This is a genomic window from Lacinutrix sp. (genome assembly GCF_023299985.1).
In the GTDB taxonomy this organism is placed as follows: Bacteria; Bacteroidota; Bacteroidia; order Flavobacteriales; family Flavobacteriaceae; genus Lacinutrix.
Genome location: NZ_JALZVX010000045.1, coordinates 1 through 15511 on the forward strand (window position 1 = coordinate 1; position 15511 = coordinate 15511).

Annotated in this window: 15 protein-coding genes and 1 pseudogene; 9 read left to right on the forward strand and 7 right to left on the reverse strand. The window is 31.5% G+C overall.

Annotated elements, in window-relative coordinates; all coding sequences use genetic code 11:
* A pseudogene (locus Q0C58_RS02395) lies at positions 1-164 on the reverse strand (transketolase family protein); the annotation flags it as partial.
* Positions 165-188: 24 nt separating this feature from the next.
* Positions 189-1034, reverse strand: coding sequence for a transketolase (locus tag Q0C58_RS02400; RefSeq protein ID WP_290696958.1), 846 nt, complete (start codon positions 1032-1034; stop codon positions 189-191).
* 190 nt (positions 1035-1224) lie between these two features.
* Here Q0C58_RS02400 and tgt point away from each other — a divergent pair, with 190 nt between their 5' ends.
* The 9 genes from tgt (at position 1225) to Q0C58_RS02445 (ending at position 11088) form a co-directional block, all read left to right on the forward strand.
* A complete protein-coding gene (gene tgt, locus Q0C58_RS02405) occupies positions 1225-2355 on the forward strand; it encodes a tRNA guanosine(34) transglycosylase Tgt (RefSeq protein WP_290696961.1) in 1131 nt (376 codons plus the stop codon).
* Between the two features lie 106 nt (positions 2356-2461).
* Positions 2462-3535 carry an LptF/LptG family permease gene (locus Q0C58_RS02410; RefSeq protein WP_290696964.1) on the forward strand — a complete coding sequence of 358 codons (1074 nt, stop codon included), beginning with the start codon at positions 2462-2464 and terminating at the stop codon, positions 3533-3535.
* Positions 3522-4436 carry a DMT family transporter gene (locus Q0C58_RS02415; protein ID WP_290696967.1) on the forward strand — a complete coding sequence of 305 codons (915 nt, stop codon included), beginning with the start codon at positions 3522-3524 and terminating at the stop codon, positions 4434-4436. Before Q0C58_RS02410 ends, Q0C58_RS02415 begins: the two co-directional genes overlap by 14 nt.
* 42 nt (positions 4437-4478) lie before the next feature.
* Positions 4479-5432, forward strand: a complete 954-nt coding sequence (locus Q0C58_RS02420; protein WP_290696970.1) for an acetyl-CoA carboxylase carboxyltransferase subunit alpha — start codon at positions 4479-4481, stop codon at positions 5430-5432.
* Between the two features lie 168 nt (positions 5433-5600).
* Complete coding sequence (gene dnaB / locus Q0C58_RS02425) at positions 5601-7130, forward strand: replicative DNA helicase (protein ID WP_290696973.1); 1530 nt, start codon at positions 5601-5603, stop codon at positions 7128-7130.
* 71 nt (positions 7131-7201) lie between these two features.
* The gene (locus tag Q0C58_RS02430) at positions 7202-8233 is read left to right on the forward strand and encodes an AI-2E family transporter (protein WP_290696976.1); all 1032 of its coding nucleotides are present in this window, start codon (positions 7202-7204) and stop codon (positions 8231-8233) included.
* Between the two features lie 96 nt (positions 8234-8329).
* A complete protein-coding gene (locus tag Q0C58_RS02435) occupies positions 8330-9586 on the forward strand; it encodes an asparagine synthetase B (RefSeq protein WP_290696979.1) in 1257 nt (418 codons plus the stop codon).
* A gap of 158 nt (positions 9587-9744) precedes the next feature.
* Positions 9745-10014: an EF-hand domain-containing protein gene (locus Q0C58_RS02440; RefSeq protein ID WP_290696981.1), complete on the forward strand. Its 270-nt coding sequence runs from the start codon at positions 9745-9747 to the stop codon at positions 10012-10014.
* 6 nt (positions 10015-10020) lie between these two features.
* The gene (locus Q0C58_RS02445; protein ID WP_290696982.1) at positions 10021-11088 is read left to right on the forward strand and encodes an adenylate/guanylate cyclase domain-containing protein; all 1068 of its coding nucleotides are present in this window, start codon (positions 10021-10023) and stop codon (positions 11086-11088) included.
* Here the strand turns inward: Q0C58_RS02445 and Q0C58_RS02450 are convergent.
* The 5 genes from Q0C58_RS02450 to thrS all read right to left on the reverse strand — a co-directional run bounded on the left by Q0C58_RS02450 (position 11075) and on the right by thrS (position 15313).
* Positions 11075-11896, reverse strand: coding sequence for an HAD family hydrolase (locus tag Q0C58_RS02450; protein WP_290696985.1), 822 nt, complete (start codon positions 11894-11896; stop codon positions 11075-11077). The genes Q0C58_RS02445 and Q0C58_RS02450 overlap by 14 nt on opposite strands.
* A 159-nt stretch (positions 11897-12055) precedes the next feature.
* Positions 12056-12400, reverse strand: coding sequence for a 50S ribosomal protein L20 (rplT, locus tag Q0C58_RS02455; RefSeq protein ID WP_055446578.1), 345 nt, complete (start codon positions 12398-12400; stop codon positions 12056-12058).
* 97 nt (positions 12401-12497) lie between these two features.
* Positions 12498-12695: a 50S ribosomal protein L35 gene (rpmI, locus tag Q0C58_RS02460; protein WP_055435293.1), complete on the reverse strand. Its 198-nt coding sequence runs from the start codon at positions 12693-12695 to the stop codon at positions 12498-12500.
* Between the two features lie 101 nt (positions 12696-12796).
* Positions 12797-13306: a translation initiation factor IF-3 gene (infC, locus tag Q0C58_RS02465; protein WP_290696997.1), complete on the reverse strand. Its 510-nt coding sequence runs from the start codon at positions 13304-13306 to the stop codon at positions 12797-12799.
* 72 nt (positions 13307-13378) lie between these two features.
* Positions 13379-15313, reverse strand: coding sequence for a threonine--tRNA ligase (gene thrS / locus Q0C58_RS02470; protein WP_290696994.1), 1935 nt, complete (start codon positions 15311-15313; stop codon positions 13379-13381).
* Positions 15314-15511: the final 198 nt, after the last annotated feature.

Genomic DNA, 15511 nt, shown 5'->3' on the forward strand with positions numbered 1-15511 from the left:
AAAAAACGTTCAGGATGATTTTTTTTGAAATCGTCCATTTTTAACGAACCAATTAAATCTGCACAAAGTGCTACTACGTTTTCGTTAGTTTTTCCTAATTCTGTTAATCCAGCTCCAAATCCAGAGCGTGTATCTTTATTTCCTTGATTTTCGTATGTTTTCATCTTTTGTCTCTTAATTTTGAAGGATTAATAGTCACCTAAAGTTTCTGCATTCTGTGCTAAACCTGTTGCTAATTGTTCATCATTAGGTGCTTTTCCATGCCAAGCGTGTGTATGCATCATAAAATCTACACCATTACCCATTACGGTTTTAAGTAAAACACAAACTGGTTTTCTTTTACCTGTTAACGACTTTGCTTCTGCCATTCCTTTTAAAATAGCATCTACATTGTTTCCTTTTTCAATTTCTAAAACAGTCCATCCAAAAGCTTCAAACTTACCTTTTATACTTCCCATTGGCAAAACAGTATCTGTAGAACCATCAATTTGTTGACCGTTTAAATCTACGGTAGCAATAATATTATCTACTTTATTTCCTGCAGCATACATTATAGCTTCCCAGTTTTGTCCTTCTTGTAATTCGCCATCTCCATGTAAACTATAAATTAAATGGTTGCAACCGTTTAACTTTTTAGCCTGTGCAGCTCCAAGAGCAACACTCATACCTTGACCTAAAGAACCTGAAGCAATACGAATGCCTGGTAAGCCTTCGTGTGTTGTTGGATGCCCTTGTAAACGTGTGTTAATTAATCTAAAAGTATTTAATTCTTCTACAGGAAAATATCCAGATCTCGCTAAAACACTATAGTAAACGGGAGAAATATGACCGTTTGAAAGGAAGAATAAATCCTCACCAATACCATCCATATCAAAACCATCTTTTCTATCCATAATTTCGTTGTAAAGTGATACAAAAAATTCTGCACAGCCTAAAGATCCTCCAGGATGTCCAGAGTTTACTTTGTGAACCATTCGTAAAATATCTCTACGAACTTGGGTTGTAATATTTTCTAATTGTTGTGTGTTTGCCATTGTTTTTAGCTTTGTTTATAAAGCATCAAAAGTAGCTTTTAAAAGAGCCTTTACAAAGATTGAGTATAGGCACTTATTAACGAATTGATACAATTTGCTAACAATTTTAAACTTTTTATAATTTTATTAAATGTTTAAGAAGCTATGTTATTTTGTTAATTATCTTTACAAGCTGAATATTTCTATATATATGACATTCGATTTAAAAGGTAAAGATGCACAAAGTAGTGCAAGAGCTGGAGTAATTACTACAGACCATGGTGTTATTGAAACACCTATTTTTATGCCTGTTGGTACAGTAGCTTCTGTAAAAGGAGTGCACCAGCGCGAATTAAAAAATGATATCAATCCAGATATTATTTTAGGAAACACCTATCATTTATATTTAAGACCGCAAATAGATGTTTTAGAGAAAGCAGGTGGTTTGCATAAATTTATGAATTGGGATAGACCAATACTTACAGATTCTGGAGGTTACCAAGTTTATTCTTTATCAGATAGGCGAAAAATTAAAGAAGAAGGTGTAAAGTTTAAATCTCATATAGATGGAAGTTACCATACATTTACACCAGAAAACGTAATGGAAATTCAACGCTCCATTGGTGCAGATATAATAATGGCTTTCGATGAGTGTACACCATATCCTTGCGACTATAACTACGCTAAACGTTCTATGAAAATGACACATAGGTGGTTAGATCGCTGTATCAATCATCTAGAAAAAACACCTTTTAAATACGATTATTCTCAAGCATTTTTTCCAATTGTTCAAGGAAGTTGTTATAAAGACCTTCGTGAGCAGTCTGCAGAATATATTGCAAATGCAGGAGCAGTAGGTAATGCTATTGGTGGATTGTCTGTAGGAGAACCTGCTGAAGAAATGTATGCAATGACAGAAATTGTTACAGCTATTTTACCTGAAGATAAACCTCGTTACTTAATGGGAGTTGGAACTCCAATAAATATTCTAGAAAATATTGCACTTGGTGTAGATATGTTTGACTGTGTAATGCCAACACGTAATGCAAGAAATGGTATGTTATTTACAGCTCATGGTTCTATAAATATTAAGAATTTAAAGTGGAGAGATGATTTTTCTGCCTTAGACGATATGGCTATTACTTGGGTAGATACAGATTATTCTAAGGCCTACGTAAGACATTTGTTTAGTGTAAACGAAAGATTAGCTGCACAAATAGCAACTATACATAATTTAGGATTTTACATGTGGTTGGTGCGTGAGGCAAGAAAGCATATTTTAGCAGGAGATTTTAGAACTTGGAAAGATATGATGGTAAAGCAAATGGATAAAAGATTATAAAAAGAAAGAAGATTAATAGTAAAGAGATTAAAAAAAGAGATTAGAAGCAAAGATCCTTAACAGTTTCCTTCTTATTATGAAAGGACTTAGGATAGTATAAAAAATAATGAAAATACTAGATTGGTACATATTAAAGCGCTACTTACTCACATTTTTAATGATGATTTTACTTTTTATTCCTATAGGCATAACAGTACATCTTGCAGAGAAAATAGGTAAAATATTAGAGAAAGAAGCACCTTTTGGTGAGGTTATGTTCTATCTCCTAGATTTTACTATAGTCTTTGCGCATCTTTTGTTTCCATTGTTTCTATTTCTATCTGTAATTTGGTTTACCTCAAAATTAGCTAATAACACAGAGATTGTTGCTTTTTTAAGTTCTGGAGTTTCATTTTCAAGGTTTTTAAGGCCTTATTTAATTGGAGCCATTATTGTTGGTTTAGTATCTATTTTTTTAGGTTTATATCTCGCGCCCAATGCAAGTAAAGGTTTTAACGATTTTAAATACAAGTATTTAAAATCAAACAATAAAACTCAAACTCAAAAACTATTTAAACAAATTAACGATAACGAAATTATTTATGTTAGTAGTTTTGATGTAAAAAGAAATCAAGGTTTAAATTTCTCATTAGAGCATTTTGAAGACGATAAGCTAACATATAAAATTAGCGCAAGTAATATAAGGTATATTAAGGAGGATTCTATTTATAGAATGCGTAGTTACTTAAAACGTATTGTTACCGAAGGAGAAGATATTTTGGTTACTGAGCGTAAAAAAGATACTATTTTTAGCTTTGAATTAGAAGATTTAGTTCCAGACGATTATATAGCAGAAACTTTAAATTACTTGGCTTTAAAACGTTTTATTAAACGTGAAGAAAAACGTGGATCGTCTAATATTGGACGTTATAAATTAGAATTATATAGAAAATGGAGTTTGCCTGTTTCTGTATTTATATTAACAATTATTGCAGTTGCAGTATCTTCAATTAAAAGACGAGGAGGAATGGGTATAAACCTTGCTTTTGGTATAACTATTGCCATGATATTTGTTTTCTTCGACAAGGTTTTTGGTACAATGGCTGCACAGTCAGACTTTTCTCCATTAATTGCTGTTTGGTTTCCAAATGTAATTTTTGGTATTTTAGCAGTCATACTATTGTATAATGCTAAACGATAAACTTAAAAATTATTTACATCTTCATTTTTTAGTTTTTATAGCTGGATTTACAGCTATTCTTGGAAAATTAATAACTATAGATGCTGTTTCTTTAGTATGGTATCGCATGTTAATTGCAGCTATATTTATGTTTGTATATATAAAAATAGCAAAAGTAGATATCAAAATTGATAGAAAAACACTAGCCAAGTTTTCTGCGGCAGGAATTATTATAGCTTTACATTGGATTACTTTTTTTGCTTCAATAGATGTTTCCAATATATCAATAGCACTAGCTATGTTTTCTACAGGAGCGTTTTTTGCTTCATTTATAGAACCAATAATATACAAACGAAAAATTATTTGGTATGAAATTATCTTTGGAATTATCGTTATTGTAGGAATTGCAATCATTTTACAAACAGAAATGAAACATATTACAGGAATCTTATTAGGAATTTCATCTGCGTTTTTCTCATCATTATTTGCAGTGTTAAATGGAAAGTTTCTTGAAAAAAATTCAGCTACAAAAATTTCATTTTACGAGTTTATAGCAGGTGTAATCTTTATTTCATTGTTTATATTGTTTTTTGGCGATGGTTTTTCGGTAGAGTACTTTAAACTAGGTGTTGAAGATATTACTTATCTATTAATTCTAGCAAGTATTTGTACTGCTTATGCCTTTATTGCTTCAGTATATGTAATGAAACAAATAAGTCCTTACACTGTAGTGTTAACCTATAATTTAGAGCCTGTTTATGGCGTAATTTTAGCACTAATTATATTTCCTTTAACAGAAACTATGTCTCCTTCATTTTATTATGGAGCAATAATTATATTAATTACTGTTTTATTAAATGGAATTTTAAAAAACACAAAAGGCTTTAAAAATAAAAAGAGACAAAACGAAAAAATTGTGTAATTTTGTAAGCTAACTAAGAAACTATATTAATACAATTTCTCAATGGAATATTTAGAATTTGAATTACCAATAAAAGAACTAGAAGACCAATTAGGCAAGTGCCAAACTATTGGTGCAGAGAGCGACGTAGATGTTACAGAAACCTGTAAACAGATAGAAAAAAAACTTGTTGCTATTAAAAAGGATATATACAAGAATTTAACGCCTTGGCAACGTGTGCAAATGTCACGTCATCCAAACAGACCTTATACTTTAGATTATATTAAAGCCTTATGTGGAGAGTCTTTTTTAGAATTACATGGAGATCGTAATTTTAAAGATGACAAGGCCATGATTGGTGGTTTAGGTAAAATTGGAGACCAGAGTTACATGATTATTGGTCAACAAAAAGGATACAATACAAAAACAAGACAGCTTAGAAACTTTGGGATGGCAAATCCAGAAGGTTATCGTAAAGCATTACGTTTAATGAAATCTGCCGAGAAGTTTGGAATACCTGTAATAACACTTTTAGACACTCCTGGAGCATATCCTGGTTTAGAGGCAGAAGAGCGCGGACAAGGTGAAGCTATTGCAAGAAATATTTTAGAAATGACACGTCTTAAAGTGCCAATCATTACAATTGTAATTGGAGAAGGTGCATCTGGTGGTGCATTGGGAATTGGAGTAGGAGACAAGGTGCTTATGTTAGAAAATACATGGTATTCTGTAATTTCTCCAGAATCTTGTTCTTCAATTTTATGGAGAAGTTGGGAGTTTAAAGAACAAGCTGCAGATGCTTTAAAACTTACTGCTACAGATATGAAGAAGATGAAGTTGGTAGATGAAATAATAAAAGAACCTCTAGGAGGAGCACATAGCGATAGAGAAAAAACTTTTTTAGCAGTTAAAAATGCTATCGAAAAATCTTACGAAGAGTTTAAAAACTTATCACCAAAAGATTTAGTTGCACAGCGAATGGATAAATATTCTCAAATGGGAGTTTATAAAGGCTAGCAGCAATAAATACTCATAATAAAAAATCTGAAAGTTAGTCTTTCAGATTTTTTTTATGCTTATTAACAATATTATTGACTTATTAACAGTTCAATTGTTGATGATGTGTTAAGATTGAAAAGTCTTAAAAACCACATGATATTAACAATTGTTTTACATTCGCCTTAGATGAAACAACCCAACCAAATATCTGGATATAAAGTAGATAAAAGTACAATTATCTCTCTTGAAAAAGGAAAAATACCACCACAAGCACTTGATTTAGAAGAAGTTGTGCTTGGAGCTATGATGATTGATAAGAAAGGTGTAGATGAAGTTATCGATATTTTAAGTCCAGATGCTTTTTATAAAGAAGGACATCAACATATTTTTGAAGCCATCTTTATGTTGTTTCAAGAAAGCCAACCTATTGACTTATTAACCGTTTCTACACAATTAAAAACAAATGCAAAGCTAGACTTAGTTGGAGGTGATTTTTACCTTATTTCGCTTACACAAAAAGTTTCGTCATCTGCGCATATCGAGTTTCATGCACGTATTATTTTACAAAAATTTATTCAGCGCAGTTTAATTAAAATTTCTAGCGAAATTATAGAAACGGCTTACGATGAAACTAAAGATGTTTTCGATTTATTAGACACTGCAGAATCTAAGTTATATGAAGTAACCCAAGGTAATATTAAAAAATCGAGTGAAACTGCACAAGATTTAGTAATCCAAGCCAAAAAGAAAATTGAAGAGATCTCTAAAAAAGATGGTATGAGTGGTGTGCCTTCTGGTTTCGATAAGCTCGATAAACTAACTTCTGGATGGCAGCCAAGCGATTTAATTATAGTAGCTGCACGACCAGGTATGGGTAAAACAGCCTTTACATTAACTATGGCAAGAAATATTGCTGTAAACCATAATATTCCTGTTGCCTTCTTCTCATTAGAGATGGCATCAGTACAATTAATTACACGTTTAATTTCTAGTGAAACAGGTTTGTCTTCTGAAAAATTAAGAACTGGAAAATTAGAAAAACACGAGTGGGAACAACTTAACGTAAAAGTAAAGGCGCTTGAAAAAGCACCTTTATTTATAGATGATACACCATCGCTTTCAATTTTCGATTTAAGAGCAAAAGCAAGACGATTAGCATCACAACATGGTATTAAAATGATCATGATAGATTACTTACAGCTTATGACAGCTGCAGGTAGTGGTGGAAATAGAGAGCAGGAAATATCTACTATATCTAGAAATTTAAAAGCACTAGCAAAAGAATTAGAAGTACCAGTAATTGCATTATCACAATTATCGCGTGCTGTAGAAACGCGTGGAGGAAGTAAAAGACCTTTGCTTTCAGATTTAAGAGAATCTGGAGCCATAGAGCAAGATGCAGATATTGTATCATTTATTTACAGACCAGAATATTATAAAATAGATGAATGGGATGATGACGATCAATCTCCAACTGCTGGTCAAGGCGAGTTTATAGTTGCTAAACACAGAAATGGAGGATTAGATAACATACGTTTAAAGTTTATTGGAAACTTAGGTAAGTTTGATAATTTAGACGATTTTGATACACCTTTTGATCAAGAGTTCCACAGTAAAATGAATGCAGCTGCTAACGACAACACATTTAAACAAGATAATTTTACTGCTTCTCCTGAAGATGCATTTGGTGCTCCAGATGATGAAGTCCCATTTTAATAACAAGTGTTAAAATTTATAAATAAAAGTCACTATTAAATTATCTTAGCATTTAAACTACTGTAACAATAATGGATAAAGTCCGTACAACAAACTATTTACTTTTAATTATAGTAATTCCAATAATATTTTATTTGCTTAAAGTATTGTCTTTTATATTTATTCCATTATTTTTTTCAATGTTTATAGCATTGTTATTTTTGCCATTAATGCGTTTTTTAAAACGACGAGGAGTTCATAAAATTATAAGTATTTTTATAGTAATATTAATAATAATACTTGGTGTTAAACTAGGAGCAGAGCTTATAAAACTATCTAGTAAGCAAATAATGGAGAACAATTCGTCTTTCCTATTAAAAGCGCAAACTAAAGTTAATCATTTAGTTTACGAAATTGAATCTGTTTTTGGAACAGAAGCAATAGAAGAGGAGAATGCGAAGCTTTCACGTTTTTTAAATAAAGATAAAATATTTAATAATTTCGGGAGTACTTTAAGCTTTATAAGTAAAGCGCTAACAGCTTTATTAATGACTATTTTCTTTATAGTACTTTGGTTAGCAGAATCTATAAACATAGAAAACTTGCTCAATAAAACCTTATTAAAGAAAAGACATCAATCCATAAAAACGTTTATTAAAATTGAAAACGATTTAATAAAATTCATCAAAGTAAAAGTACTTGTTAGTTTTTTAACAGGAGTATTTACTGGTTTAGCGTGTTACTTTTTCGATGTTAGTTTCCCTATTTTTTGGGGATTATTTGCGTTTTTAATAAACTTTGTACAAATGGTAGGCTCTTTTGTTACCGTAATTTTACTGTCAATTTTTGCTTTTGTAGAATTAGAAGTATCTAGTACATTATTGTTTTTTGTTCTTGCAATAACAGGTACGCAAGTACTTTATGGTAGTATATTAGAACCTGTTTTTATGGGTAAATCTTTCTCTATAAACGTAATCACTGTTTTGGTAGCCTTAATGTTTTGGGGATTTATTTGGGGAGTGCCAGGTTTAATAATGGCAATTCCTATTACTGTATTTCTAAAAATAATTCTTGAAGAATTTCCAAGTACACAAGGTATTGCCAAGCTTATTTCAGCCGATTAATCACAATCTTAATATTAACTTTTTTGTAATAAGAAAGAACTGTTTTTTTGATTATCTTTAAACATGATTAATTCTTAAATCATAATAATAAAGACAATGAAAAAAATACTATTCATATTAATTTTTCTTCTAACAACACAAAGTTACGCATCGTATATTCTTGTTCCTATGGATGCGGAAACTCAGGAAAATCACCTAAAAGCTTACGGTATAACGTACTGGAGCTTAGCCAAAAACATAAAAGTAAAGTGGTTATTAAACTATAGAGGTGGTTCGTTTTTATTGCCAGACACAGACGAAATTCAAAAAGAATGTAAAATTAGAGGTGTAAGTTTCGAAGTGTTAAGTAATAGTAAAGCAGAAAGTATTCTCGAAGATATTAGCAGTCCAAGTAAAAATATGGAAGCTGTAGTATTAGAAAAAGCACCAAAAATAGCAGTATATACACCAAAAGGAAAACTACCTTGGGACGACGCTGTTACAATGGTATTAACTTATGCCGAAATACCTTACGAAACCATCTACGACGAAAATGTACTAAAAGATGAACTCGTTTTATACGATTGGTTACATCTACACCATGAAGATTTTACAGGACAATTTGGTAAATTTTACTCGCGATATAGAACAGCAGCATGGTATATAGAAGAAAAAAAAGCAGCAGAAGCATTAGCAACAAAACTGGGTTACACAAAAGTGTCTAACGAAAAAAGAGACGTCGCATTAAAAATTAGAGACTACGTTGTAGGAGGTGGTTTTATGTTTGCCATGTGTAGTGCAACAGATAGTTTTGATATTGCATTATCTGCAGAAGGTATAGATATTTGCGAGCCAATGTTCGATGGAGATGCAAGCGATGCCAACTACCAATCTAAAATAGAGTACCGTAAAACATTTGCATTTAAGGACTATACATTAGAACGTAGCCCATTGGTTTACGAGTTTTCTAGTATAGACATGACTCGAAGACGTAAAATACCAAAGCAAACAGACTATTTTTCACTCATGGATTTCTCTGCAAAATGGGATCCAATTCCCACTATGTTATGTCAAAACCATACAGCATTAGTAAAAGGTTTTATGGGACAAACAACCTCGTTTGCTCGAGAAGAAATTAAAAGTAACGTCCTAGTAATGGGAGAAAACAAAACAAACGGAGAAGCAAAATACATACATGGAATAAAAGGAAAAGGCTTTTTTACCTTTTACGGAGGTCACGATCCTGAAGATTACACACATAAAGTTGGCGATCCCAAAACAGAATTGGACTTACATCCAACATCTCCAGGTTATAGACTTATACTTAATAATGTACTCTTTCCAGCAGCAAAGAAAAAGAAGCAAAAAACATAATTTATTTTGGGCGTTCCCAACACATGCAAAAAAGCATGTATTGGTCAGGCTCTCGGCAGTCGCTCTCTGCGAGGAGCTTCAACAAAGCCTCCATCCTTAACGCATTACCTCAATCTAAGTTTTTAAACCCAAAATAATAGAGTACTTAAAATAGCATTATGTCAACAAAAGACCAAATATTAAAAAAAATAGAAATCCTAATAACCAATCATTTTCGCTCTCCAGAAGAAGCATTTCATTTTTTCGATGAAAATGGAGATAGTAAATTATCAAAATCTGAAATTAAAAATTTACTCAAAGAAGCAGAAATTAGCGGTTTTATTTCGGGTATTGTAAGCTCAAAATTAATAGAAGGCTATGATAAAAATGATGACAAATATATAAACTGGGAAGAATTTCAAGCAGCAATAGACGAAATCTCAAATTAATATATAGTGAAAAACTATCTCTTTCAGTTTTTACGTCTATTATTCCAAACTATTATTTTTTGGACATTTGCTTTCTCTATCTTTATTTTTATAAGATATTATGCAATTGGGTCTGAAGAAGGTATGGATTTTACAGATTTTAATATCTACAAAATTTTAAAATTCGGTATTTTATCTGGACTACTCATTGGCATATTATTCGCAATAGTCGAATTTTTATTCGATAAATTTTTATCTAAAAACCTGTCGTTAGCACTTGTATTGACAGAGAAGCTAGTTATCTATCTTATAGGTATTATTTTAACGTTTAATTTTGTGTTTCCATTAGCAGAGAATGAATTAGGATTAAACTTAACAACCCAAGTAGGTTGGTGGAAAACCAGTAAAATATTCTGGATTTTAGTGTCGTACTTTATAATATGCTCAATACTATTTTCGTTTTTTAAAATCGCAAACGAAAAATTTGGAAGTGGTGTATTCTTCAATTTCTTAATTGGTAAATACAGAACACCTAAAGAAGAAAAACGTATTTTTATGTTTCTAGATTTGCAAGCCTCAACCACAATAGCAGAGCAGATTGGACACTACAAATACAGCGAACTTATTCAGGATTGCTTTTACGATTTAAATAGAATTGTAACCAACTATAATGCAGAAATTTATCAATATGTTGGTGACGAAGCAGTACTAAGCTGGAAATACAAGAAGGGAATTAAAAATAATAATTGTATTAATTTATTCTTTCATTTTCAAAAAAGAATGCTTAAAAAAGAAAAATATTATTTGTCTAAGTATAATTTAGTTCCAGTATTTAAAGCAGGACTTCATGGAGGTAAATTAATCGTTACAGAAGTTGGTACGGTAAAAAAAGAAATAGCATATCATGGAGATGTTATCAATACATCAGCTAGAATTCAAGGAGAATGTAATAAATATAATGAGCTATTTTTATGCTCAAACTTGCTAATTAAAGATCTAGTATTAACAAATAAATACACAGCAGATCTTATAGGCGATATAGAATTAAAAGGAAAAACAGAAAAGCTAAAAATATCTGCAATTAGGGCATCTTAGTATTTTCTTTTTTGGCTTCAATAGTTTGCTTTATTATATATTCTACACCATTTTCATCGTTACTTTTAGTTTCAAAATTAGCTACAGCCTTAACATCAGGATGTGCATTTTTCATAGCAAAACTAAATTTTGCTAATTTCAACATCTCTATATCATTTTTGTAATCACCAAATACCATTGTTTCTTCTGGAGAAATATTATAATTTTCCTGAATTAACGCAATAGCATGACCTTTATTAGCTTTGTTTGCAGATATATCGACCCAATGGTTTGCACTAACTTTTACTTTAAATCGGTCTTCAATATGCTTAACAAATGGATAAATAAAACGTTCAGAACTTTCTTCGTGAAAAAGAGCAACCTTATATATTGGTTCGTTAATTTCTAACACACTGGTAATTATAGTATGTTTTGGGTAGTATTCTTTAAGTAATTCTAAAAGAATTTTGGAGTTACTTAAAACATAAGCTTGATCTCTAGCACAAAATACTGCATGACCATCCTTCAAATTTGTTACTAAGCCGCATATTTCTTTAAAATTCTCACCTTCAATTGGGTTAGATAAAAACAATTCATCATCTTTTACGCCTAATCCTCCATTTTCTGAGACAATAATAATATCATCTTTAATTTTTGCAAGCTTATCAATCATACTGTAATAAGGACGACCACTAGCAGCAACAAATAAAATATTATTAGTTTTTAATGCTTTAAATAACTCAAAAAATTCGTCGCTAATTTCATGTTTAGAGTTTAGCAACGTGCCATCCATGTCTGTAGCGATTAATTTTACTTTAGATAAATCCATATAAGTTTATTATAAATCAAAGATAAATTGTATTACTAGTATAGGCTAATCAATAACATATACTTAACGTAAAACTAGTAAAATAAAAAAGTCCAATTCTTTCGAATTGGACTTTCTATCATATAAGTGAAATGATATTATTCAATTGGCAAAATGCCCTTACTTAATTTTGTTCACAATAGCTTCAAAAGCTCCTGGGTGATTCATCGCTAAATCAGCTAAAACCTTACGGTTTAATTCGATATTGTTAGCTTTTACTTTTCCCATAAATTGAGAATAAGACATACCGTGTAAACGAGCTCCAGCGTTAATACGCGTGATCCATAATGCACGAAATGTTCTCTTTTTTACTCTACGGTCTCTATACGAATATTGCATCGCTTTGTCAACCGCATTTTTTGCTACTGTCCAAACGTTTTTACGACGTCCGAAGTAACCTTTTGCTTGTTTAAGCACCTTTTTTCTTCTGGCTCTTTTGGCAACAGAATTTACTGATCTTGGCATAATTTAAATGTGTTTTGTAGTAGGCGGTTAATATAATTAACTCTTTGTTTGCCTAACTCCATGGTTTATAAATAATTTGTAACCTATTAAGGTAATGTTACTTTAAACGTAGCATTACTTTAATATTGTTCTCATCGGCTTTGTGTACTAAACCGTCATGAGTTAATTTAAGCTTACGTTTCTTTGACTTCTTTGTTAAGATATGACTCTTAAACGCATGCTTTCTTTTAATCTTTCCAGTACCTGTAAGCTTAAAACGCTTCTTAGCACTAGATTTTGTTTTCATTTTAGGCATCTTGTTTCCTAGTTTTAATTATTTCACTTATAATATCTTTGTACAGAACTTGTTTCAGTATCTTTTTTCTTTTGTAAATTATTATTTGTTACAATAATAATTTACTTTTTTGGAGCAATAAACATAGTCATACGTTTACCTTCCAATCTTGGCATTTGTTCAACTTTACCAAGTTCTTCCAAATCTTGCGCTAAACGCAATAATAATATTTGACCTTGCTCTTTAAAAACAATAGAACGTCCTTTAAAAAACACAAAGGCTTTTAATTTTGCTCCTTCTTTTAAAAACTTTTCAGCATGTTTCTTTTTAAATTGATAATCATGATCATCTGTTTGAGGACCAAAACGAATCTCTTTAATTATAACTTTAGTCGCTTTACTTTTAAGCGCCTTGTCACGTTTCTTTTGCTCGTAAAGAAACTTCTTGTAGTCCATAATTTTACACACTGGTGGATCTGCTTTTGGTGAAATTTCTACCAAATCAAATTCTTGTTCTTCAGCCATGGCTAAAGCTTCTTTAGTTGTGTAAATACCAACTTCGATGTTTTCTCCAACTAGGCGCACTTTTTCTGCTCTAATTTTTGAGTTTATTCTGTGTTGGTCTTCTTTAATGACTCTTAAAGGGCCTCTCGATCTTTTTCTACGTATTGCTATGACTTTATAATTTTAGTTAAACGTTATATTTTAAAATTGTTTTAATGTCTTATTTATTTCTGTTTTAACAATTTCTGAGAATTCAAGTACACTTATCGTGCCTAAATCTTCTCCACCATGTTGTCTTACAGATATCATGTTTTCTTTCTCTTCATTCTCTCCTATAATAATCATATATGGAGTTTTCTTCATCTCTGCTTCTCGTATCTTTTTTCCAATAGTTTCACTACGGTTATCTACAAGTGCGCGAATTTCGTGATTTTCTAGCAAATTTAAAACTTTTTCACCGTATTTCTCATATTTCTCACTAAGAGTTAATACAGAAACTTGAATAGGCATTAACCAAAGCGGAAAATTTCCTCCAGTATGTTCAAGTAAAATAGCTATAAATCGTTCCATACTGCCAAAAGGAGCACGGTGTATCATTATTGGTCTATGTAATTCGTTATCACTGCCTTTATAAGTTAATTCAAAACGTTCAGGTAAATTATAATCCACCTGTATTGTACCTAGTTGCCATTGTCTACCTAAAGCATCTTTTACCATAAAGTCTAACTTAGGTCCGTAAAATGCAGCTTCTCCAGTTTCTATAACATAATTTAAACCTTTATCTTTTGCAGCACTAATAATAGCTTGCTCAGCTTTTTCCCAGTTTTCAAGACTACCAATATACTTTTCAGGAGTTTCAGGGTCTCTTAAAGAAACTTGAGCTGTAAAGTTTTCAAAACCTAGAGAACCAAAAACATAAAGAACTAAATCTATAACATTTTTAAACTCTTGATCTAATTGATCAGGTGTGCAAAATATATGTGCATCATCTTGAGTAAAACCACGAACACGTGTTAATCCATGAAGTTCACCACTTTGTTCGTATCTATATACTGTACCAAATTCAGCAAATCTTTTAGGTAAGTCCTTATAAGACCATTGCATTGCGTTGTATATCTCACAATGATGAGGGCAGTTCATAGGTTTTAATAAAAACTCTTCATCCTCTTTTGGTGTTTTAATAGTTTGAAAACTATCCTCGCCATATTTCGCAAAGTGACCAGAAGTAACATATAGCTCTTTCTGTCCAATATGTGGTGTCATAACCATTTCGTAACCTGCCTTTTTCTGTGCAGCTTTTAAAAAGTTTTCTAATCGCTCACGTAAAGCAGCTCCTTTTGGTAACCATAGAGGTAAACCAGCACCAACTTTCTGAGAAAACGTAAATAACTCTAATTCTTTACCTAATTTTCTATGATCACGTTTTTTTGCCTCTTCTAAAAGAGCTAAATGCTCAGTTAATTCCTTTTGTTTAGGAAAGGTAATACCATAAACACGGGTTAATTGTGGTTTGTTTTCGTCACCACGCCAATAAGCACCTGCAACAGATAAGACTTTGGCAGCCTTAATAATACCAGTATTAGGAATATGTCCACCTCGACATAAGTCAGTAAAAGTAGAATGATCACAAAAAGTAATCGTTCCATCCTTTAAATTTTCAATCAATTCCGTTTTAAACGGATTGTTTTTATACAATTCTAAAGCCTCAGCTTTAGTAGTATTTCTCATTTTAAACTCATGTTTACCACGAGCAATTTCAATCATTTTGGTTTCAATAGCCTTAAAATCTTTATCCGAAATTGTAGTTTTACCAAAATCAATATCATAATAAAAACCACGATCAATAGCGGGACCAATAGTTAAGATAGCATTTGGATATAACTCCTCAATGGCTTGAGCTAAAACGTGAGCACTAGAATGCCAAAAAGCTTTCTTACCTTCATCATCTCTCCAACTATATAAAATCAAACTACCATCAGTGCTCAAAGGTGTAACGGTTTCAATAGTTGTACCATTAAAGCTAGCCGAAATAATATTTCTAGCCAACCCTTCGCTAATGCTTTTAGCCACATCCATAGGTGTAGTGTTCGCCTCAAACGATTTTACACTGCCATCTGGTAAAGTAATTTGTATCATAAGTTCAAATAATTAAAGCCGCAAAGATAATAGGTTACAAACAGACAAGCAATACATATAAGAGTAAAATGTAAATATACTTTTGTGCGTTACCTTTCAGGTCGTGCTTTCCGCTGTATCTTTTTGCAAAAGGCAAAAAGGATGCCGCATCAATCCCTAACGCGGGAAAATATCCAGTTAAATTTCAAGAATTATATT